Annotated in this window: 16 protein-coding genes; 5 read left to right on the top strand and 11 right to left on the bottom strand. The window is 41.4% G+C overall.

Going from position 1 to position 22,288, the window contains the following annotated elements; all coding sequences use genetic code 11:
* Positions 1-266 precede the first annotated feature (266 nt).
* The 5 genes from RM049_RS04145 to RM049_RS04165 form a co-directional block, all read right to left on the bottom strand.
* A complete protein-coding gene (locus tag RM049_RS04145) occupies positions 267-1,055 on the bottom strand; it encodes a peptidylprolyl isomerase (protein WP_322703268.1) in 789 nt (262 codons plus the stop codon).
* A gap of 175 nt (positions 1,056-1,230) precedes the next feature.
* The gene (locus tag RM049_RS04150) at positions 1,231-2,775 is read right to left on the bottom strand and encodes an HlyD family efflux transporter periplasmic adaptor subunit (protein ID WP_322703269.1); all 1,545 of its coding nucleotides are present in this window, start codon (positions 2,773-2,775) and stop codon (positions 1,231-1,233) included.
* Positions 2,776-2,891: 116 nt separating this feature from the next.
* Entirely contained in the window at positions 2,892-6,002 is a 3,111-nt protein-coding gene (locus RM049_RS04155) for a peptidase domain-containing ABC transporter (protein WP_322703270.1), read from the bottom strand.
* A gap of 1,661 nt (positions 6,003-7,663) precedes the next feature.
* Entirely contained in the window at positions 7,664-7,816 is a 153-nt protein-coding gene (locus RM049_RS04160; protein WP_322669999.1) for a hypothetical protein, read from the bottom strand.
* A 137-nt stretch (positions 7,817-7,953) separates the two neighbouring features.
* Positions 7,954-8,142, bottom strand: a complete 189-nt coding sequence (locus RM049_RS04165; protein ID WP_322703271.1) for a hypothetical protein — start codon at positions 8,140-8,142, stop codon at positions 7,954-7,956.
* Positions 8,143-8,359: 217 nt separating this feature from the next.
* On the opposite strand from RM049_RS04165, the gene RM049_RS04170 reads away from it, so the two are divergent.
* A complete protein-coding gene (locus tag RM049_RS04170; RefSeq protein ID WP_322703272.1) occupies positions 8,360-9,559 on the top strand; it encodes an acyl-CoA dehydrogenase family protein in 1,200 nt (399 codons plus the stop codon).
* A gap of 130 nt (positions 9,560-9,689) precedes the next feature.
* On the opposite strand, the gene RM049_RS04175 is transcribed toward RM049_RS04170, so the two are convergent.
* The 6 genes from RM049_RS04175 to ssuD all read right to left on the bottom strand — a co-directional run bounded on the left by RM049_RS04175 (position 9,690) and on the right by ssuD (position 15,653).
* Positions 9,690-10,640 carry a D-2-hydroxyacid dehydrogenase gene (locus RM049_RS04175; RefSeq protein WP_322703273.1) on the bottom strand — a complete coding sequence of 317 codons (951 nt, stop codon included), beginning with the start codon at positions 10,638-10,640 and terminating at the stop codon, positions 9,690-9,692.
* A gap of 141 nt (positions 10,641-10,781) precedes the next feature.
* Positions 10,782-11,729, bottom strand: coding sequence for a D-2-hydroxyacid dehydrogenase (locus RM049_RS04180; RefSeq protein ID WP_322703274.1), 948 nt, complete (start codon positions 11,727-11,729; stop codon positions 10,782-10,784).
* Positions 11,730-11,849: 120 nt separating this feature from the next.
* Entirely contained in the window at positions 11,850-12,356 is a 507-nt protein-coding gene (locus RM049_RS04185) for a GNAT family N-acetyltransferase (RefSeq protein ID WP_322703275.1), read from the bottom strand.
* A gap of 335 nt (positions 12,357-12,691) precedes the next feature.
* Positions 12,692-13,462 (bottom strand): ATP-binding cassette domain-containing protein, encoded by a 771-nt coding sequence (locus tag RM049_RS04190; protein WP_322669993.1) that lies wholly within the window; start codon positions 13,460-13,462, stop codon positions 12,692-12,694.
* A gap of 116 nt (positions 13,463-13,578) precedes the next feature.
* On the bottom strand, positions 13,579-14,406 hold the full coding sequence (gene ssuC, locus RM049_RS04195) for an aliphatic sulfonate ABC transporter permease SsuC (protein WP_322669992.1): 828 nt from the start codon (positions 14,404-14,406) through the stop codon (positions 13,579-13,581).
* A gap of 98 nt (positions 14,407-14,504) precedes the next feature.
* Positions 14,505-15,653: an FMNH2-dependent alkanesulfonate monooxygenase gene (gene ssuD, locus RM049_RS04200; RefSeq protein ID WP_322682425.1), complete on the bottom strand. Its 1,149-nt coding sequence runs from the start codon at positions 15,651-15,653 to the stop codon at positions 14,505-14,507.
* An 878-nt stretch (positions 15,654-16,531) separates the two neighbouring features.
* Between ssuD and RM049_RS04205 the strand changes: the two genes are divergently transcribed.
* The 4 genes from RM049_RS04205 to RM049_RS04220 all read left to right on the top strand — a co-directional run bounded on the left by RM049_RS04205 (position 16,532) and on the right by RM049_RS04220 (position 22,178).
* A complete protein-coding gene (locus tag RM049_RS04205) occupies positions 16,532-18,364 on the top strand; it encodes an iron uptake porin (RefSeq protein ID WP_322703276.1) in 1,833 nt (610 codons plus the stop codon).
* A 600-nt stretch (positions 18,365-18,964) separates the two neighbouring features.
* Positions 18,965-20,632, top strand: coding sequence for an FAD-binding protein (locus RM049_RS04210; protein WP_322669989.1), 1,668 nt, complete (start codon positions 18,965-18,967; stop codon positions 20,630-20,632).
* Positions 20,629-20,958, top strand: coding sequence for a ferredoxin family protein (locus tag RM049_RS04215; protein ID WP_322678249.1), 330 nt, complete (start codon positions 20,629-20,631; stop codon positions 20,956-20,958). Before RM049_RS04210 ends, RM049_RS04215 begins: the two co-directional genes overlap by 4 nt.
* A 161-nt stretch (positions 20,959-21,119) precedes the next feature.
* Positions 21,120-22,178, top strand: coding sequence for an ABC transporter substrate-binding protein (locus RM049_RS04220; RefSeq protein WP_322703277.1), 1,059 nt, complete (start codon positions 21,120-21,122; stop codon positions 22,176-22,178).
* Positions 22,179-22,288: the final 110 nt, after the last annotated feature.

Here is a 22,288-nt window from a genome sequence, read left to right on the forward strand (position 1 = left end):
AGTCCTATTTGAAGTTAGAAAAAACTGCATAACAAATTTGAGCAGAAATGAAATAATTACTGCCTAGCAAGAGTTATAGCGATTGAATTTAACTTTGAAATAACGCAAATACAGCACTTTGTAGATATATTCACAAAACACTAAAAAGGAAAAAATATTAAGTTTTAAGTATATAAAATCTGTATCTGCAACATTTTTGAAGCTTCAACGAATCTCCCATAACTTAGGTAGATACTTTGCGACAAAAACATTTGAAAATTATGAAATTATTTAGTCTTGGTGTATAACATATCTATTAATTCCTCTTGTGAGCCGTCTGAGTCTATTTGAGTAACTATTTTCATCGTGGTAATTTGTTGCTTTAACCAATCAGAAAATGATTCTGTAATGATTTTTTGGCGCAACTGTTCATCTAATTGGGGTTGAATGATTTCTTCCACCCAAATTAAATACACTCCCTTGGGAGTCGTTATCGGTTTGAGAGCTTCTGGTGGTGCAGCAGCAAATACGGCGGCTGCAATCTCTGGACGAAAATCTTTGCGGTATCGGAGTCCTTTGTATCCATAAGCACGACGAGCTTCTGGTTCTGAGATATATAGACGAGCAATATCTGGAAAACTGATTTCACCTTCTTCTAGAGCATAAAAAAGCTCTAAAGCCAAGTCTCGATCCTCGAAGACAACTTCGTAGGTAACGGCGGCGATATAATCTAGCTGATGTTCGTAAAAGTGCTTTTGCAGTTGATCGGAAAATAGATGATTCGCTAACTTCCGCGAAAGGATGTTGTTGTAGGCTAATTCTTCAAACTGATCCACAGAGAGGTGATGTTTTTCTAGCCATGACCAGGTGTCTTTAGCTTTGACAAGCTTCTTGGCGAACCTTAAGTTATCTCCTTCTTGCTGTAGTTCTTCTGGCGTGACTGTAATTCCTGCCGCTTGAGCTGCTTCGGTAATAATACTTTGCGACGCGATCGCCTCCACAACAGCAGGTATCTGACAGGAGAGTTTAAGACTGTGAATGATATCTGAGGTAGAAATGGTCAGATTGTGGGGCATAACACTATATCTCCAATAATTAAGCGGATTGGGTATCCCTTCTCTGCGAGACGCTAGGCGAACGGCTTACTTCGCAACGCTTGGCACAAGTCGCTCAGGGCAAGTGAGCACGCGGCATTAATTATTCCTCCAATCTCCCTTGTCCTATTTCCTGATTTGGATGCGATATCTTTAACTACATCTCCAAACCGCCCTTTTTCAGTTTTTTGAACGGATCTAGAACAAAGTCAATTACTCGGCGTTGACGAATGATCACTTCAGCATTTGCTGTCTGACCGGCACCTAATGGAATACGTTTGTTGCCATTTTGGACATACTGCTGGTCTAAGGTGATTTCTAATTCATAGGTTTCGATGTTGCCTTGGGGTGTTTGGCTAACTTTTGAGTCAGGCGAGATCCAAGTAACTTTTCCTGGCACGATGCCATACTCTTGGAAGGGATAGGCATCAAACTTGACTTTTACTGGCATTCCTACCTTCAAGAAACCGCTATCCTGATTAGGCATATTGGCTCTGAGTACGAAGTCTGTTGTTGCGGGTGCAATTTGGGCAATCCTTTGACCGACTTGTACCACTGCTCCTGGTTTAGTTGTGGGTAATTCAAAAATCACCCCATTAAGCGGCGATCGCACCACGCGCTGCTGAATTTGCAATCTTGTAGATAGAAGCTGGCTTTTTGTCTGAGCGATTTCTGATTGCGTTGCTGTTATTTGTGCCTGTAAATCTTTTAGCTGCTCCTGATTTTTCATTACAGCTAGTTGTCCGGCTTGCGTGGCACTTTTATAACTACTTTGTTCTTCTTGCAGTCGGAGTTTTGCTTGTTTGATATCAGACTCTAAGGTTTTGATAGTTACCTGATAATTATTTAGCTCTTGGGCTAAACGCAATTCGGCTTGTTTAATATCTGATAGAGACTTTTTATAAAGTCGTTTGCTTTCTTCCTCTTGTTTTTTGAGTTGATCGACTTGGGCTGTAGCCACTGCACCTTTTTGAACGAGTTTGCTATAAGTTTCAACTTGCTTAGAATCTATACCCAAAAGTTTTTTAGCCGATTCTTGATCGTCGCGACTGCTGGAAATTTGCTGCTCTGCTTGTTTAACTGATGATTCTTTTTCTAACTTTTGGAGGTTATAGCTACTCAGTTTGGCATCCAAGTTTTGCTGCACCTGGTTGAGTTGAGCCAATTTTTCTAATTCTTGGGATTTATTTTGTTGTTCTAAAAGACTCGTTGACATTAAGAGTTGATTTTTCAGCACTTCCAGTTGGGATTGCCGATTTTGTAGCCCTTGCAATTTGCTCTGGACTTGTTGCAGTTCCGTTTGCAGCAACTCAGAATCCAGTTCTAGTAAAACCTGGCCGGCTTTAACTGTATCTCCTTCTTTAACCGTAACTGCTTTGACACTTCCACCAGCTTGAGCGTCTAATTTTTGAGTTGCGCCTTTAGGTTCTATACGCCCTCTGGCGCTACCAGTTTCATCGACTTTTGAAAGAGTTGCCCAAGGCAAAAATAGACCAGCAAAGCCGATGAGCGTATATAACAAACCACGAGTCCAAATTCGAGGTAAGGCATCGAGTAGTTTTTCTGTACCGTAGTACAAATCTTGACTTTCATTTTCTACCTCTGTTTGCTCGTCAAATACCGATTCCTCTTGCTGTTTGTAACTTTGATATTCATCTTGCTCATCTGGGGGAAGTGGGGACGATCTGTTGGGATGTGGCATGGTTTTATTTCCGATAACAGTAGATGGGGAGTGAGGGAGAAATCAATTCAAAATTCAAAATTCAAAATTGTTCGTGTAGAGTCTCGTAAAGAAGAAAAAGACTGCCCAATGCCCCATCAACTAACTTGAGACATCTGTTGTTGATTCAGGTAGTAATAATGACCTTTTTTAGCGATTAATTCGTCGTGGGTACCGCTTTCTACCAAAATACCTTGATCTAAAACCAGGATTAAGTCCGCGTTGCGGACTGTAGAGAGGCGGTGGGCAATAATTACACTTGTGCGTCCTTTAAGAATTGTTTTGAGGTTGTTTTGAATAATTCGTTCTGATTCTGAATCTAGGTGACTAGTGGCTTCATCAAACAGTAATAACCGGGGATTTCCAAGCAAAGCACGAGCAATAGCTAGGCGTTGGCGCTGTCCACCAGAAAGCATACCACCGCTTTCACCAATTTCGGATTCGTAATCCAGGGGTAGTTTTTGAATAAATTCATCCGCTCCAGCATATTTTGCTGCTTGGCTAATTTCTTCTGAAGAAGCATTTGGATTAGCGATCGCAATGTTTTCACGAACAGTCCCACCAAATAGGAAAGTATCTTGGTCTACAACGCCGATTTGGGAACGGAGCGATCGCATAGATACACTGGTGATATCGTGACCATCAATGAGTATTTTGCCATCTGTCGGTGGGTATAAACCTAAAATTAATTTACTGAGAGTTGTTTTTCCAGAACCACTGCGCCCTACGACTGCAACCATCTGTTCTGGCTGAATTTCAAAGTTGAGATTTTCTAATACGTTAGTGTCGCTTTCTGAGTGATAACGAAAAGTAACATTTTGAAAACAAATGTTACCGCGAAGTTTACCCAACGATTTGCGGGGTTTAATTGCTAAGTCTTCTTCTGGTTCCGCCTCCAATACATCATTAATCCGTTCGGTAGAAATCACGATTTCCTGTAATTCATTCCACAGCAAAGCTAGCCGTTGGAAAGGACTCAAGACGTTACCCACCAACATATTGAAAGCAACTAGTTGTCCAATAGTTAGTTCGTTATTAATTACCTGGGTTGCTCCATACCACAGCAATGAAGTATTTACAAAGGTGTGGATGACGCCACTGATAATCTGCAAGCGATTGTCAATTATTTGAGCATTAAAGTCTTTTTTGATTAAATCATTTAGCAGTTCCTCCCAACGCCAACGCACTGTCTGTTCAATTGCTAATGAGCGGACAGTACGAATTCCGCTTAGGGATTCTATGAGATAGCTTTGTTCTTTGGTAGCTGCATTAAAAATATCTCTGGAGATGCGGCGCAAAATACTTGTGCTGGCCAGCGCCAAGATAAAAAATGGCGGTACAGTACACAGCACGAATAATGCCATCCGCCAGCTATAGGAGAACATCAAAGCCAGATAAACCACTAATGTCAGCATATCCAATACAATCGAGAGTGTCTGACCAGTAAGGAAGTGCTGAATTTTCTGGTTTTCTTGGATGCGCGAGATTATATCCCCAACGAAACGCGACTCGAAATAAGCAAGGGGTAAACGGAAGGTATGTTTGATAAAGCCTACGAGTAAGGCGATACTAATGCGGTTAGCAGTGTGAAATAAGAGATATTGCCGTACACCGTTGACAGCAACACCAAACAACCCAAAAACAATCATTCCCAAACCAATGGCGTTTAAGGTTGGAACACTGCGTTGCACAAGTACTCTGTCGAGCAACAACTGGGTAAATACTGGCGTTACTAACCCAAATAATTGAATGACTATTGAAGCTATGAAAATTTCTACCAGTGTTCGATAGTGAGGTTTGACTAGCTCAAAAAATTTCCAGAAGCTTCTACTTTCGTCTTTAGCACTTTTTAGTAGAGCTGTCGGTTGCAGTAACAATGCATAACCAGTCCAACCTGCTTGAAATTCAGCTTTTGTCAGACTCCGTTGACCAAGAGCCGGGTCACATACAATCACCCGCTTAGGAGTGATTTCATAGACAACAATAAAGTGTTTACCTTCCCAGTGAGCAATTGCAGGTAAAGGCTGTTCTGCTAATTTATCAAGAGTAGCTTTCACTGGACGGGTGGCAAAACCCAGGTATTCTGCTGTTGCTGCCATCGCTTTTAGGGATGCACCGTTGCGAGTGACATTGGTCATATCCCGTAGGCGATTGATACTAAAATGTTTGCCCCAATAGTTACCAATCATCACCAAGCAAGCAGAACCACAATCAGCTGCACTTTGTTGGGCATAGAAGGGATAGCTTTTGGTAATCCGCTTCCACCAATGCCCCATTTGTACTTTCGGACTGGGAAAGTAAAAACGTGATTTTTTTGTTGGCTGTTGTTGTGACGGCTTCTCTCTTTGGGGAAAAGGAATAATTTTAGATTTTGGAGATTGGAAAGTTTTTTCTCTAGTACCTAATCCCCTGCGACGCACTGAGCCGGTCGTTGCGTCCTCAGTCTCCAATTCCGTTTCGCTGACACTCATGCCAAAAGACCACTCCCCTAACTCCGGGAAGTATTCTAGTGCTGTTTGCATTTGGTCGTTTTTCAGAATGTAAGCAATCGTTGGTTGCGTTGTTTGCCAATCTCCTTGTTTTGGTTGAGCAAAGATTGTACCTGGTGTCAAAAAATCGCCTTCAGAATGCCGCAGTTGACCTTTGTACAATAGCCACAACTGTGAATCTTGGGATATTTGTGGACTTACAGAGCCAGTTTCTAACTGGTGTCGCTCAAACAAAGATAAGGCTTTGAGCATTCCTGAAACTTGTGATGTATGGCGGGGGAATTGTGATACTTGGCGACATAACAACAACAAATCCCAAAGTTCTGCACGGGCAAATAAGCGATCGCGAATGTTAGGATACTTGTCTATCAACCTTTGCAATGCTTCTTGACTGAAATAGCCAAGTTTCAAGCTTGTCGAAGCTCTAACTACATAAGGACTAAAGTTAGCTTCGGGAAACAAGGTCAATTCACCAAAAACAGACCATGCACCAAAGGTAGTAATTAAATTCTCAGAGCTATCTAATAGTCGGACTTTACCTGTAAGAATAATATATATACCAGGATTCGCCTGTGCAGATTCCCAGAATTGCTTTGCTGATGGTGGCTCCACAATCTCCATTTCTGCCAAGAAGTCCTCTAATTCTTTTTCTGAGAGTTTTGTATCTAAGGTGTACAAAATTCTTTCACCCAGATGTTGCTCAGAAAGCACTGATGGCATTTTTTCATCTCCACAAAAAAAATTTACTTATCAGTCGGAATCCAATTCAAAACTTCATTAAAAATATTATTTAATCCCGTATTTTCACCGAGGAAACTCTCAGCTTTATTAAAGTAGAGTTGAGAAAGAAACAGTATGCTAGCAAAGCATCTATCTTTTACATACAAGGTATTTTTATTGAGTGGGCAATCTACAAGAAGTTGTTGCAGCGAGTTATTGATGTGGCAATAACTAGTGTAAATGCTAGAATATCGAGCTAGAGCTTTGTTTAACGACATTTAGCTTCAAAAGCGACTAACTGCATTGACAGCCTCTGCACAAATATGGATTGCTCATTTTTGCAATCAGCAGTGGTTGTAAGCGATCGTTAAGAGGAATTATTTTCGCAATCTAATTTGCTGTATGCAGCAAGAGCTATGCAAAGTATTTCATTCCTCAATCACAAACAGAAGTTTTTTTTAGTTCAGGACAATGTTATGGCTGAAAGTTATTTCATGCTCTCGAACAACACCTGACTCGGAAGAATTTTTAAAAGAATGTTTTCAAACATTCCTAACTTTTTAACAGCCTTGTCTTGACTTAAATGGTGTGACATAATTGTAGTTAGAAATTGCATTGATTCGTAAATTATGTGAAAACGTAATTCATTAGCAGTTGTGTGAACAAAGCCTGACAGCAAAAAAAACACAACTACAAATCTGACTAACGTTGTAGTGTTAATCAGAAATTTACACAATGTGCAATTAGCTCCCAGCATATTCCCTAGTACTTTGGCGAGTCTAGGGGATAGTCTCCGGGATAGCTTCATCCCGCTCGTGCAACCTGGAACAAAAGAAGATTTTGAGTAGGCTACAAGAAACAGAAGACTATAAAAACTATAAAGCTATAAAAGCACATCGTAATTTTGTTTAAGTAGTATTTTACCAATTAAGCTAAATTACACTTAAACAAATATTGCTTGAGTTTGCTTGGAGATTCCAGAATGGATCTTTTTCCAGCACTGCTTAGTATCTTTTAGGGAGCATCTAGCAAGTTATTTAACGTTTGTATTATACCTCCTATAGTGTAACAAATGCAAGTGACTAAAAGAGACTTGCGAACATCATCATATTTACATACAAACATGATATTTACATAATTAGCTTACACTCTTTCTGTTCTTAAATTTAGATATTTTAGTAGTTTCTTAATGTAAATTTTCTGACAAGTCACCTAATAGATGATATTTAACAAAAAAAATATATTTAACAACCATTTATACATTAAATCTTTAAATAGCGAGGTGGCATAACATGATGCTAGTCATAACGGCGACTATTGTTTGCTTAAAGGTAATATTTAAGTTGTTTAAATTAGCTGTGAGGTAAAACACATTAATGTTGTGATCGGGCACACACACTAGTTGACTAAGGCAATCTTAGCATTTTTTCCATCAAGGGTATAGCAGCAATACATATTACAGCTTGATAGAAGTTGAGAAATAACCATCATGTTTAAATGAGTCTATAGTTCAAAAAATGACAATAAATCGCAAATTCGTCTTTTAAAACCTAAGATTACCATCCGATCGAGTCAAGTAATAAATGGATAAATTGAATGGTGGTTATAGAGCCAGTGCCCTGACAAAGTGTAACACCATCGATTTGGTAAAATATAGAAAATCATCCATAGCGGTTCTTAATCAGATAAGGTACATCCTCAAAGTTAAAAATATATCCAGTCCAGTTATACCTCAGTTGCAGAGGAACCGCTATAAAAGCAACCAATATCACTTTGGTTGCGATCGCCAATGCTGTTGCTGTATATTTATCCATTGGAAAATCTACTTGATGAGAAAATTACCCCTATGTAATCTAGGGATCTTTATATTACTCTCAACAGAGAATATTTAAATGCTTGTTTCTTCGTGCTTGGTTCCAAACGCAAAGATTTAATTTAAATGGTAATTAGCTTAAAAGACCATAGGACTTATGCACAAGTTACGAAATAACGAACCGCAGAGGCGCAGAGAACACAGAGAAATCAGAGTTTGAGAGATATTTTCCGTAAGTCCTAAACCGGTAAGGAATTCAGTTCCTAAATTGTGGCGCGATCGCTGAATTTTCCCCTTGGCTTGCTCGATGAAAGGAGTTTGTGTCATACTTACAAAAACCACTAATTACTAAATCTCGGTCGATTTTAAGTAGTATTTTCAGGGCATTAGGAAGCATTAGAAGTAATACAGTTAGGGCAATGAGGATTGGGGGTGAGGGGAGACTGGTGTCGTGCGAAAAATTGATATTCCTGCAAACTTAAGATGCTTCCATATTGAAAAACATCTCTGATTTAGTAGTACAGTGAATTACGAAGGAGTACTTATGTCACAGTTGGAGCAAGCAGTGCCAAACACCTTTGTAGCCCAAGGCCTAGAAACTCTCCCCAATATTTTCGACCAAGTTGAGGCTCTGGCCAAAGATTTCGCCACCCGCGCAGGGGCACACGATAGAGATGCTTCCTTTCCCTTCGAGAATTTTACAGCTTTGCATAAGGCAGGATTACTCAACCTCACCATTCCACGTGAATTTGGTGGTCAGGATTTGGGTTTGGCAACTATCTGTCGGGTGATTGAAGGGATAGCACGTGGCGATGCTTCGACCGCATTAGTACTGACAATGCACTATCTTCAACATGCTCATGCAGCCCGTAGCCGTCGCTGGCATCCAGAAGTGTATAAGCGGCTGTGTCGTGAATCAATTGAAGGCATTGCGCTGCTGAATGCTGCCCGTGTTGAACCAGAGCTAGGAACGCCAGCCAGAGGCGGATTGCCAGCGACAATTGCCGAACGAACAACAGAGGGCTGGCGTTTAACAGGACATAAGCAATACACCACAGGCAGTCCTATCCTCAGCTATTTTGTTGTTTGGGCACGCACAACTGAAGATGAACCACAAGTTGGGAATTTTCTGGTTCCGCGCGATTTGCCAGGTTTGCGAATTGTCGAAACCTGGGATCACCTGGGGATGAGAGCTACGGGCAGCCATGACCTCATTTTAGAGAATGTATCAATTCCCTCAGAGTATGCTCTAAATATCAACCCCATATCAGTTGCACCATCTTTCGATCCGCTAATTTCCACTTGGGGCAGTTTGACAGTGAGTGCCTTATATCTGGGTGTTGCTAGTAGTGCGCGAGACTGGCTTGTTAAATATCTTTGGGAGCGATCGCCTTCTAATCTCCAAGAGCCACTGGCAACTTTGCCACGCTTCCAAACTGCCGTGGGTGAGATAGAAGCACTGCTGTTTGCTAATAATAGATTGATTTATAGTTTGGCTCAAGATATTGACAAGGACGAATATGAACCTAACGTAGGATTACAGGCACAGGCTGTTAAATACCTTACCACAACAAACTCGATTCGTGCTGTAGAAATTGCCTTGGAACTAACTGGCAATCCTGGTTTATTAAAAAGAAATCCTTTAGAGCGTCACTACCGTGACGTTTTATGCAGCCGTATACATACGCCACAAAATGATGTTATTTGCCAATCTTTAGGAAAGTCTGTGTTGAAAGTTAAGTGATTGGGCATGGGGTATGGGGTATGGGGGAAGACTTGTTGCAAGTTCTCATTAGAGTCACCTTGTCTCTCATCTTCCCAATGCCCAATGCCCAATGCCCAATTCCCAATCCCCAATCCCCAATCCCCAATATTTAGTATCCAGCTTGCTTATCTACAACATTCCGTAAGGGCTGACCGTTTTGGTAGCGTTGAAGATTATCGATAAATAGTTGTGCTATGCGCTCTCTCAGGCGTGGCGACAAGGCTGAACAATGGGGAGTGATAAAAGCGTTCGGTAGCGACCATAAGGGACTTTCTGGCGGCAGAGGTTCGGTTGCAACAGTGTCTAATCCAGCACCCGCAATCCAGCCCTCACGTAGTGCAGTCAGCAATGCGGCTTCATCTACGATCGCACCACGAGCAATGTTAATTAGGTAAGCAGACTGACGCATAGAGCGCAACGCAGCTTCATTGATCGAGCCTTTAGTTTCTGGGGTTAATGGTGTGGCAATCACTACATAGTCTGCGGCTGGGAGGAGCGATCGCCACTCATCAGCGCCTACAACTTTGTCAAAATTCGGTAGGGGTTCGGGATGGCGGCGACTACCCCAAACTGTGACTCCAAAGGCTTTGGCACGAGATGCGATCGCTTGACCGATATTTCCTGTGCCGAGAATTAATAAAGTTGCGTCTGCCAACTCTTCAAGAAACACTCCTCTTACCCAAGTGTGCTCATTCTGCAAAGTTTGCAATTTCCGCAGATTCTTGGCGTGATAGAGCATAAATGCCAGTACAAATTCCGAAATTGGAATTGCATGAACTCCTGCACCATTAGTGAGGATGATGTCCTTTTGCAAAAAAGTTGGCGTGAGGATGTGATTTACGCCAGCACTCGGTGACTGCTGCCAACGCAGCGCGGGTGCTGCTGTCAATACTTTGTCAAGGGTAGAGGTTTTCAGGTAAAATCCATTGACATAAATCTCTGCATCACTGGCATCACCATCGAGATTACCTTCACTATCCACCTCTACTACATCGATATTAGATGGTAGGTGTGGCTCTATATCTGCAATGAGATGATCGGGTAAAATTAGTTTCACCATTTGTTAGTCTTCCATTTCATTTTGAATTTTCAAAGGGACTGGGTATTAGGGCAGAAAGACAGAAGATTAAAAGTTAAATTCTTTACCAATTCCCAATGCCCAATGCCCAATGCCCAATGCCCAATGCCCAATACCCAATGTTTAGTATCCTGCTTCTTTATCTACTACATTTCGTAATGGCTGACCAGCTTGGTAACGCTTTAGATTGTCGATAAATAGAGCTATTGAACGCTGTTTACTCTTGGGTGAATGACCGGAAGTATGAGGAGTGATAAAGATGTTAGGAAGTGACCACAAAGGGCTTTCTGGTGGTAACGGTTCTGAGTTAACTGTGTCTAATGCTGCACCTGCAATCCAACCTTCTGTGAGCGCTTTTATTAATGCCGATTCATCGACTACGCCACCGCGAGCAATATTAATAAGGTAGGCATGATTTGGGAGCGATCGCAATACAGATTCATCAATAAATTCTTTGGTTTCAGGAGTTAGAGGTGTTGCAATAACTATATAATCTACCTCTGGCAGGAGCGATCGCCATTCATTAGCACCTACTACTTTATCAAAATTTGCTAGCTCTTGGGGATGACGGCGACTGCCAATAATTCTTAAGCCGAAGGGTTTAGCACGGGCAGCGATTTCTTGACCGATACCACCAGCGCCAATAATTAGCAAGGTTGCATCTGTTAATTCTTGGATAGCAAAGCCTCTTTTCCAGTGACGTTCTGCTTGTAAAGCATATAATTCTTGTAGATGCTTGGCATGAGCCAGTATGTAAGTAATGACAAATTCTGCGATCGGAATTCCATGTACTCCAGCCCCATTAGTGAGGATAATATCTCTTTGCAAATAAGTTGGTGTCAGGATGTGATTCACCCCTGCATTTGGTGCGTGATGCCAACGCAATGCCGGTGCTGATTCTAGTATTTTATGTAGTGTCGGACTTCTCGATAAAAACCAACTGAAATAAACTTCAGCATCGCTAGCATCCCCATCTAGATTTCCTTCAACATCTACTCGTACAATCTGTGTATTAGGTGGTAGATGTGGCTCAATGTCAGCAACCAAATCGAGCGGCAAAATGAGCTTCATTGTAGATTACCTCTTCTTTATTTACAAGGCTATATCTGTAAATTGCTTCTGCTTGACAAAAAACTAAGTGCCATTTTTACTTGGCACACATTATGATGATATTTAGTAAGATTTCAAAGTTTATTCTTTAATCTGTAAATACATAAACTCTAAATCAAAATATTGGGTATTAAATTTATACGCCATTTTCTGTGTTCCATATATTTGAAAGCCCAATGATAAATAAAGTTGTTTTGCTAAAAAATTGCTTTTAACAATATCAAGTAATAAAATTTCTACTTCGTTAATAGCTTTCGCGCTTTCAATTAATTTATTCAATAAGAGTTTACCTATACCTTTTTCCCGATATTCTTGTTTAACATACATGCTATTAATATGTGCTTTATGCCGAAGTTTTATTCTGGATTCTTGGTTAAATGCGACTATTCCAATTAAATGTTTATCCTCAAAACATCCCAAAATAAAATTGTTGTTATCTACTGGAATTCTATCCCGAAATTGTTCTATAGTTTTAATTACTTCTTCTTGATATGTTGTGCCAAATGAATCTGGATTTTTCTCTAAAGCTTCTAATCTGATCTGTCTATAATCTTCTGCATCAGCCTTTGTTAATTTTTTGACAATCATTAAATTAAATATAAGTAATAGATACTTGTGTATTATTTAATTTTCAATAAAGCAATGTAGATTATATTTTAGTTTATCTAGCTCGTAAATATAGAAAGAATTACCCAGACCAGTACAGAGGATAGTTGGGAGGTATTTTGAGTGTTCATATAGGACTCATATTTGATTTTTGCGAGGCTAGGTACACCTTTATTCCTTCTTCCCATTCCCCAGTCCCCAGTCCCTAGTCCCTACAAATAATTTTCTATTGCTATAGGCAAGTTTTAATCTCGAAGTAGCCTATTTACCGCAGCTACCTCAAGTTGAATATTGATTGACTACTAAAAGCTTAAATTTCAACTACTAAGCTGTAATAACTGGTTGTTTACTTGAGTATTTTCATTGCTCATTACTCGTTCTAAAACAGCTTCTCTGATATTGATAAATACTTCGCTACTTCGATCTCGCGGGCGTGAAAGTTTCACAGGTAAATCCATAGAAATCTTTCCTTGATCGATCACTATCACTCGGTCTGCCAACGCCACAGCCTCTTCCACATCGTGAGTAACCAAAAACGCAGTAAATCTTCGCTCTTGCCACAAGTTTTCAATCAAATGCTGCATTTCTTGGCGAGTTAGAGCATCCAATGCTCCCAAAGGTTCATCTAGCAACAACAAACGGGGCTGACTGGCTAACGCTCTGGCCAATGATACCCGTTGCCGTTGTCCTCCAGACAAAACATAAGGCCACTCATCAGCTCTATCTTTAAGTCCGACTTTATTGAGTACCCACAAAGCTTTTTCACGCCAATTACCTTCTAAGCCCAACCCCACGTTCTGAATAACGCGCTTCCACGGTAGCAAGCGGGGATCTTGAAACATCACTGTTACAAAGCGGCTGAGTCTATGTAGTGGTTCTCCATCAAGTAATATTCCACCTGAAGTTGCTCTATCTAATCCTGACACAAGACGCAATAAGGTACTTTTACCACAACCACTTCGTCCGACAATAGCGACAAACTCACCTGCTTCAACTTCTAAATTAAGCGAGTTTAAAACAGTTTTTTTGCCAAAAGATTTCGTCAAATCCAAAATACTTAGTTGTGTACCCTGTACATTTGAACTCACTTGCAAAACCTCCTTTTGAGAACAATTAGAATTTTATTATTTGATGAGATGTTGAAAAAAGGAACCCACATTTAAAATCATGATTTTTCAACCTATGATTTTGGTGAACTTAGCATTTATGACTTTTGATAATTGGGATTCCAAGCCAAGAATTTTGTTTCTAATCCTCTGGCAACAGCATCTGCTAATTTACCTAGTAGTGCATAGATTACAATACTCAAAACCACAACATCGGTTTGCATAAACTCACGAGCATTCATTGCCATATAACCAAGACCGGAATCTGCTGCGATCGTTTCTGCCACAATTAGTGTCAGCCACATAATCCCCAACGAAAAACGAACACCAACGAGAATCGAAGACAAAGCTCCTGGAAAAATAATTTGCCACAGAAGTTGTGGTGTTTTTAATCCATAGACTTTTCCCATTTCAATTAGTCCAGGGTCAACACTACGGATACCATGAAATGTATTGAGATATATCGGGAAAAATACCCCCATAGATACTAGAAATAATCTAGCTTGATCGCCAATACCAAACCAGAGAATCACTAGCGGAATTAATGCCAAATTAGGGATAGTACGGAGCATTTGTAAGGAACTATCCAATAACTTTTCTGCAACACGGGAAAAGCCATTGAGCAATCCCAAACCGAACCCAATACTGCCACCAACTATAAAACCAGATATCGCCCGCCCAGCACTAATTCCTATATGTTGGAACAGTTCTCCAGTTGAGCCAAGTTTAATTGCTGTAGCGATTACACCACTAGGGGCTGGTAAAATCCTGGTTGAAAGTAGACCAGTTCTAGAAGCAAGTTCCCAAAGAATTAATATGGTAACAGGCACAATCCAAGGAACTATTTTCTCGATTTGCGGGTTGTCTAACACCTCGCTCAGGGATATCTTGTTTTTGCTTTTGGTGCTTTTAAAGGTAATAGTCATGGAATTTGGGATTTTAGATTGTTCCAAAGGATGAATCTAGAAGCATCACCAACAAAATTAGTAATTTACTCTTTAATTACAAATTACTAATTATTAGGTCATGAAGCACTTGTGAGTTGTTTCGCAAATTTTTCATTGGCGACGGTTTCGCCAACAGAACTCAAGACTGGTGGTGTTAAAGGTGCAGGTTCACTTTGCAAAGGTAGGCGGGGAAATAATAATTCAGCAGTGCGATACGCTTCTTCTAAATGGGGATATCCAGAAAAAACGAATGTTTCTATCCCCAAATTGCGATATTCCAGCATCCTAGCGGCAACAGTGTCGGGATCTCCAACTAGAGCCGTACCAGCACCACCCCGCACCAATCCAATTCCTGTCCAAAGGTTGGGGCTAATCTCTAAGGTTTCTCGGCTACCGCTATGTAGTTGACTCATGCGCCGCTGTCCTTCAGAATCAGATTGAGCTAAGTCTTTCTGAGCTTTAGCGATCGCATCCTCATCTACATACTTAATTAGCTCATTGGCTGCATCCCAAGCAGCTGACTCGGTTTCTCGCACAATTACATGCAAGCGAATCCCAAAACGAACTGTTCTGCCTTGTTCAGCCGCTAGTCGCCGAACTTCGGCAATCTTTTGGGCCACTTGTTGTGGAGGTTCGCCCCAAGTCAGGTAAACATCTATATGTTTAGCAGCAACCCGCTTGGCCGCAGCAGATGAGCCACCAAACCACAAAGGTGGATAGGGTTTTTGAACTGGTGGGAATAGGAGTTTACCACCTTTGATATCCAGGTAGTTTCCTTTAAAATCAACTGTTTCCCCACTGACGATACCCCGCCAAACTCTGAGAAATTCATCGGTTAAATCATAGCGATCGTCATGACTAAGATGCAAACCATCCCCAGCCAGCTGCACCGGATCTCCACCCGTCACTACATTAATCAACAATCTTCCTTTAGAAATCCGGTCAAACGTTGCTGCCATCCGTGCAGCCGCACCTGGGGAAGTAATTCCTGGACGAATTGCCACGAGAAACTTCATCTGCTTGGTGACAGATATAAAAGCGGCGGCGGTTATCCAAGCGTCCTCACAAGAACTCCCTGTAGGTAACAATGCGCCTGTGTAGCCTAAACTATCCACAGCTTGGGCAATTTGCTGCAAATAATCAGGTGTGGCAACACGAGAGCCAATATCTGTGCCTAAATAGCGTCCGTCATGAGATCCAGTAGGAATAAACCAGAGAATTTGCATTTGTGTCAGACAGGGTACAAGTATATATCCTACGGCAGGTCGATCGAATTACCGTAGTTTATAGTCAGCATTTTACAGGAAATTATTTAAAACGCCAGTATAGATTAACGATTCATAAACAATAACTGCCCACAAGATTGAGTTTTTACGCACAATGCCAATCATCATGACACTTTTTTTGCAACAATAGCTGTCGTGAAGAATACAAGTTTTGTGTCAATTACTCGCCTTTTTGCGACTTTGAAGTGTTCATTTCTGGTTTCATCGACAGAAACCTTGCTAATTTGCACTTTCTAAAGATGAAAAAGTACTAGGTCTTGCATTGTACCAAGCTCTATGCAAAGATAATGCTACGAATGTACGGTAAGTCGATAGAAGTATCGTACTTCAGTAACGCTTGATGCTGTCAAAATATAGCTGATTAGAAAATAGTGTTTTCAATTAATGTTAATTGGCAAATAATCGAATCTAAATCAAGCTTGAGTCAATGTCAATAGCCATTGATGAACTTTATACAGCATAACCCAAAAAAAGGATTTTAGGATGTATTAGAAGGATCATTTCATATAGCGTGTGGTTGAGTTTCCCTTAAAAGTAGAGAAGTCCTTGCTAAGGCAGTCATTGTCTGATTCTAGATGTTTTTAGGATTATTTTAAACGTCAGAATTCTTAGTTGCTGCGAATTTTGGATTGGGCATTTAACTACTTAGTATTGGTTTTGATACTTATCAGAACTTTGCACTCTTTTTAGCGGCTAAAGCCTTGCTGAATCTATGTTCTAATCGTTTTGTATAAATATTAGAGCAATGATTTGTCTTGTCTTTTATGTCAAATAAAGGGCGAATTTATTCATCTTTAAGGTTGAGGAGTTAAGGAGTCATGTCGAAATTTCGCTGGAATTATAGATCCATAGTGTTGCTGCTTTCAGTGCTAGATATTCTAGCTATACTGGTTTTTCATCCAGCTAAAAGTCAGGCTGAATTACCTAAATCTGATGTATCTACTATTGTAGAAGAGAACAAAGCTCCAGAAGCAGTTGTCAATCAAACAGTAGACACTTCAATTGCACCAGTTACTCTTAAAAAAGCTCCAAACGAGCTGCAAGATCGAGTGATACCTGTATCACAATTGTTGCAAGTTGCACCGCCAACTAACAAAAAAGCTCCAAATAATGCAGCAGGGCAAGTTACATCCGTCTCGCAACTATCAGATATTAAGCCGACAGATTGGGCATTTCAAGCATTACAGTCTCTAGTTGAGCGCTACGGTGTAATTGCAGGATATACAGATGGTACATTTAAAGGCGATCGCTCCCTAACGCGCTATGAATTTGCCGCTGGGTTGAATGCAGCTTTAGATCGCCTCAATGAACTAATAGCGACTTCAACGACAGATTTAGTCAAACGCGAAGACTTGGATACCATCAAAAAACTACAAGAACAATTTTCTCCAGAACTCGCTCAACTTCGGGGACGCGTAGATAGTCTGGAAGCACGAAATGCGAAGTTAGAATCAACTCAGTTTACGACCACAACCAAACTTATAGGTCGAGTTCAGATTGTTGCTGGCGAACTTCTGGCGGGTAATAATGTCATCACTAAGAGACCAGCACCTAACAATCTCACACTTCAAGGCTCAACGACTCTACGGTTAAACACTAGTTTTAACGGTAAAGATTCACTAGGTATAACAATAGGAGGTGGAAATATTGAATCATTGGGACAAGCACCACCTACTCAGCTAAATCCAACAGGTGGATTATTGGGAACTTATGAGGGGAGAACTGCTGATAACGCCAATATTAGTTTTCCACGCAACACTCTTATTCTCAGTGGTGTTCGCTATCGGTTTCTACCTTTTCCAAATACCCAAGTCAACATTTATCCCTTGTCTGACGGAGCTAGTGAGATCGGTCTTTCTGGCCCCATTAACCCATATTTTGAATCGTCTTCTGCGACTGGTGCTAATGGGATTTCACGGTTTTCACGGCGGTCTTTGGTCTATAACTATGGAGATAGCGGCCCTGGAATTGCTGTACTCCAGGGATTGGGCAAACAGCTTCAATTCGGGATAGCGTATAGCGCACCAAACGGTGGTAATCCGACACTTAATAATGGCTTATTTACAGGCAGATATTTAGCTTTAGCACAGTTAATATACTACTCTGGTAATCGGAATTTTCGGGTAGCTGCAACTTACGTTAATACCTATAGCCCACCAAGGACAATAGGTTTTAGCGGGACAAATTTCGGCCCAGCAGTCGGGAGTAACCTGGTAAACAGCACTGTGGATGGAGTAGCAACTCTAGGCAACCTTTATGGCTTACAGGCGTTCTATCAAGTTAATTCCAAGTTGGCAATCAATGGGTGGATAAGTTATGGGGTACACACCTATTTGGGGCGCGGAAATGGTGAAGCTATGGATTGGGCGGTAGGACTGGCATTCCCGGATCTTTTTAGTGAAGGTGCTTTAGGGGGGATTTTAGTTGGTATGGAGCCAAAACTCATCAGTCTTAGTAATAATATAAATTTGGGAAAAGGTCTAGGACAAGCGGACAGAGATACTTCTCTGCACGTTGAAGCATTCTACCAATATAAAATCGGAGATAATATTGAGGTTACGCCAGGTTTGATCTGGATTACTGCACCTGATTCGGATTCCAGCAATCCTGATAGTTTATTTGCTTGGGTTCGTACTGTCTTTAGGTTTTAACCGAATGGCACTCCCCGGACTGAATAAAAACAGGACTTACATTCGTTTAATCAAAAGTCCGGGGATTCTTGAGTCTTAAGGGAGCGAATGTTAGTGCCGCAAGACAAAGACAATTCAATTTCGTGTCTTTTCTATCTAGACAAAACCGTTTAGAAAAATTTATTAAACTATGGCAAACTTATCGAATTTAAGTATCTTATGAACTAAAATTCGACCACTACACAAAAGACGTTACAAAGCAAGTTCTTGAGAAAGATAATTCCGTTGATTTTACATAAATTTACGTTTGAAGTTGTTTGGTAAAATACTTGCTTTTTGCCGAAAACTGTGAAAGACTTTATTAAGTCAAAAACTACGGTTTATCGATCAAGATAAAGTATTTAATTAATGTCAAGCTAGTTATAGCAAGGGACTGGGGACTGGGTGAAAAGCCTTTTTGTATCTAAGTTTTATCGTCTGTTGATGTCCTAACCACCAAGGCTTGTGCTATAGAACCTGTATTAAGCGATCGCAATTTCTAGATTTTTAAATATTTATTTTGCAGCATGGATGGGGTGAAGACTTGATGCTTAAGAGTTTATTGATGGAGGGAAATGGTAGATGCTAAAGACGTTAACAAACGATTTTGAACTCGACTTAGAAGCAGATGTACTTGTGATTGGAGGTGGGCCGGCTGGAACTTGGGCGGCATGGAGTGCTGCATCAAGTGGAGCTAAAGTTGTCTTGGTGGACAAAGGATATTGCGGCACAACTGGATGCGCTGCTGCATCTGGAAATGGTGTGTGGTACGTGCCACCCGATCCCGAAGCAAGAGAAACAGCAAAGGCAAGTCGGGAATCGTTAGGTGGGTTTTTATCCGATCGCAACTGGATGGATCGAGTACTGGATCAGACCTATGCAAACGTCAATCAGTTAGCAGAGTGGGGTTATCCCTTCCCTACCGACGATGAAGGTAAACCCTACCGGCGATCGCTGCAAGGGCCGGAGTATATGCGGCTGATGCGGCGGCAAATTCAACGCGCTGGGGTCAAGATTTTAGACAACAGCCCCGCCTTAGAATTACTGGTTGATGACGATGGTGCTGTTGCTGGTGCAACAGGTGTAAACCGTCAAACTGGTGAGAAATGGATAGTGCGATCGCAGTCCACAATTATCGCCACAGGTGGCTGTGCATTCTTGAGTAAAGCGTTAGGATGCAACGTCCTGACGGGGGATGGTTATCTGATGGCGGCAGAAGCCGGAGCTGAGATGTCGGGTATGGAATTTTCCAATGCTTATGGCATCTCTCCCGCCTTTTCTTCAGTTACCAAAACCCTGTTTTATAATTGGGCAACTTTCACCTACGAAGACGGTACTGTGATTCCGGGGGCAAGTTCTCATAGACGTTCAGTAATAGCTCAGACATTGCTGCAACAGCCAGTTTACGCCATCATAGACAAAGCGGCGGAATCAATGCGGCCATCCATGCGTTTAGCACAGCCCAACTTCTTTTTACCTTTTGACCGTGCAGGTATCGATCCCTTTACCCAACGTTTTCCTGTTACCCTACGCTTAGAAGGAACTGTACGCGGTACGGGGGGAATTCGGATTGTAGATGAAAGTTGTGCCAGTTCTGTGCGGGGACTCTATGCAGCAGGAGATGCCGCTACACGGGAACTGATTTGTGGTGGATTTACTGGCGGTGGTAGTCACAACGCGGCTTGGGCAATATCTTCTGGCTATTGGTCAGGGAAATCGGCTGCTGAATATGCTCGTAGTTTGGGAGAACAGAAAACTCAACGACAAGTTAAGGGTGTTGGAGAGGTAGTATTAGAGAGTGGGAGCGATCGCTCCTTAGCAACTGACGAAATTATTCAAGCAGTCCAAGCTGAAGTATTCCCCTACGAAAAGAACTATTTCCGTACAGAACAAGGCTTAACCGAGTCTTTGAGTAAGCTAAATCATCTTTGGCAAGAACTTCGCAGTAGCCAGGTAACATCAGAGAAAGAGCTTCCCAGGGCGCGAGAAGCTGCGGCAATGGTAGCCACAGCGCGATGGATGTACAGCAGTGCCATTGAACGTAAAGAAACTCGTGGTATGCACAAACATCAAGACTATCCAGAACTTGATGCTAACCAGCAACATCACTTGATTAGTGGCGGATTAGATCGAGTCTGGGTAAAAACTCAGCCTTTACTGAATGCAGAAGATATTTTCCAATCCAAAATCGCTCGACTGAGCGAAGTCGAAGTCCAAAATCTAAAATCCAAAATAGGAGCAGCAGTGTGATTGAGTTGGTCAGCGAGTCGCGGTGCATAAAATGTAATATCTGCGTGAATATTTGCCCAACCAACGTATTTGACCGCGTACCTGATGCACCGCCAACCATTGCTCGACAGAGTGACTGCCAAACCTGTTATATGTGCGAGTTGTATTGTCCAGTTGATGCTCTTTATGTTGCACCAGAAAGCGATGTGACGACTTCAGTCAACGAGGCAGAATTGGCAGAAGTAGGGCTACTGGGTAGTTACCGGGAAAATGTTGGTTGGGGACATAAACGCACCTCAACAGCAAAAGCCGATGAAACATTCCAAATTTTGAAGCAGATGAAATAGTAACGCGATGTGCAACTTATCCTTAGAACCCCGCTTCCATTCCTCTCCCCCGCAGGTAGAGAGGCTTTGATTCCTGCTCCCCTTCCCTAGAAGGGAAGGGGTTGGGGGTTAGGTCTGAGAGAAAGTTGTACACCGCGTATAGTACGGCGGAGAAAAAAGTTATGCTGTCGTTTTCAGTAGTAACAGGTTCTATTAGTAAAAATAAATTTACTTCCAGATTATCAACCTCTGTGGCTTGTATCCTACTCTTAGTTACTACAGGATGTAGCCAAGGCGAAACTAAATCTGCTCAATCCATTGAGGCTGTTAATGTCAATAACACTGTTGCTGCATCCAATAATATTTCTACACTACGTATAGGTTATGTAGGTAGTTCAGCACCGACAGGGCCACTTGGTTGGGCAAAGAAAAAAGGAATTTTAGATCGGGAGTTGCAAAAAGCAGGATTTAAAAACATTACTTTTGCAAGATTTCCTAACGGGCCGGATCTAAATGAGGCGCTTGTTGCTGGACAGCTAGATGTTGGTTCTTTAGGCGATACACCAGCCATAATTTTGAGAGCAAGGGGTCAGGAAACGCGACTGCTGCGAATTACTCAATTTAATACAACCGCCTGGTTAGTGGCGAAAAAAAATGGTGCGCGATCGCTCGCTGAACTGAAAGGTCAAAAAATAGCTACCCAAAAAGGCTCTTATATGCATAGATACCTGCTGGGTCTATTAGCTGAAGCTAAAATTGCCAAAGATGTAAAAGTTGTTCACTTAATGACTACTGAGGCAAAAGCGGCTTTAGAACGTGGTGATGTAGCTGCTTATGCAACTTCCAGCGATCTCGGGCCTTTTCTGAAATCACAAGGGTTTCCAGTGATTGATTCTTCGGCAAATCATCAGGGTTTGTCAGGGACATCATTAGTTGTCGCAACCGAAAGCTTTTTGGCGAAACAGCCTGATTTTCCGCAGAAATTTAATGCAATTCTCACAGAAGCAGCTAAGGATTTAAAAGCTAATTCTGAAGAATATTATCAGTATCACGCTCAAACTACTAAATACCCTATCGATATTATTAAAGTATCGTACCCACTCAAACAGGTTTCAGAAGAACCATTACCAGCCGACGGAGTGAAACTTTTAGAGGGAACAAAGAAATTTTTAGTCTCGCAGGGTTTAGCAAAATCGGACTTTAAATTAACAGATTGGGTTGCTAAAGAACAGTCTCGTTAATTTTATCTGCTTTAGCTTTTTACACAATCATACTCCTCGGTTTTGAGGAAGGTTTTATGACTATTGCTGTTGCAGCTAATGTCTACAAGTTTGTGAAGAGGAAGATGATC

Source organism: Nostoc sp. DedQUE04, assembly GCF_034530995.1.
Classification (GTDB): Bacteria; Cyanobacteriota; Cyanobacteriia; order Cyanobacteriales; family Nostocaceae; genus Nostoc.

Bases quoted from the DNA above. Each gene is read 5' to 3' on its own strand.
- RM049_RS04145 (WP_322703268.1), bottom strand. From the start codon at position 1,055: ATGCCCCACAATCTGACCATTTCTACCTCAGATATCATTCACAGTCTT.
- RM049_RS04150 (WP_322703269.1), bottom strand. From the start codon at position 2,775: ATGCCACATCCCAACAGATCGTCCCCACTTCCCCCAGATGAGCAAGAT.
- RM049_RS04155 (WP_322703270.1), bottom strand. From the start codon at position 6,002: ATGCCATCAGTGCTTTCTGAGCAACATCTGGGTGAAAGAATTTTGTAC.
- RM049_RS04160 (WP_322669999.1), bottom strand. From the start codon at position 7,816: ATGGATAAATATACAGCAACAGCATTGGCGATCGCAACCAAAGTGATA.
- RM049_RS04165 (WP_322703271.1), bottom strand. From the start codon at position 8,142: ATGACACAAACTCCTTTCATCGAGCAAGCCAAGGGGAAAATTCAGCGA.
- RM049_RS04170 (WP_322703272.1), top strand. From the start codon at position 8,360: ATGTCACAGTTGGAGCAAGCAGTGCCAAACACCTTTGTAGCCCAAGGC.
- RM049_RS04175 (WP_322703273.1), bottom strand. From the start codon at position 10,640: ATGGTGAAACTAATTTTACCCGATCATCTCATTGCAGATATAGAGCCA.
- RM049_RS04180 (WP_322703274.1), bottom strand. From the start codon at position 11,729: ATGAAGCTCATTTTGCCGCTCGATTTGGTTGCTGACATTGAGCCACAT.
- RM049_RS04185 (WP_322703275.1), bottom strand. From the start codon at position 12,356: ATGATTGTCAAAAAATTAACAAAGGCTGATGCAGAAGATTATAGACAG.
- ssuC (WP_322669992.1), bottom strand. From the start codon at position 14,406: ATGACTATTACCTTTAAAAGCACCAAAAGCAAAAACAAGATATCCCTG.
- ssuD (WP_322682425.1), bottom strand. From the start codon at position 15,653: ATGCAAATTCTCTGGTTTATTCCTACTGGATCTCATGACGGACGCTAT.
- RM049_RS04205 (WP_322703276.1), top strand. From the start codon at position 16,532: ATGTCGAAATTTCGCTGGAATTATAGATCCATAGTGTTGCTGCTTTCA.
- RM049_RS04210 (WP_322669989.1), top strand. From the start codon at position 18,965: ATGCTAAAGACGTTAACAAACGATTTTGAACTCGACTTAGAAGCAGAT.
- RM049_RS04220 (WP_322703277.1), top strand. From the start codon at position 21,120: ATGCTGTCGTTTTCAGTAGTAACAGGTTCTATTAGTAAAAATAAATTT.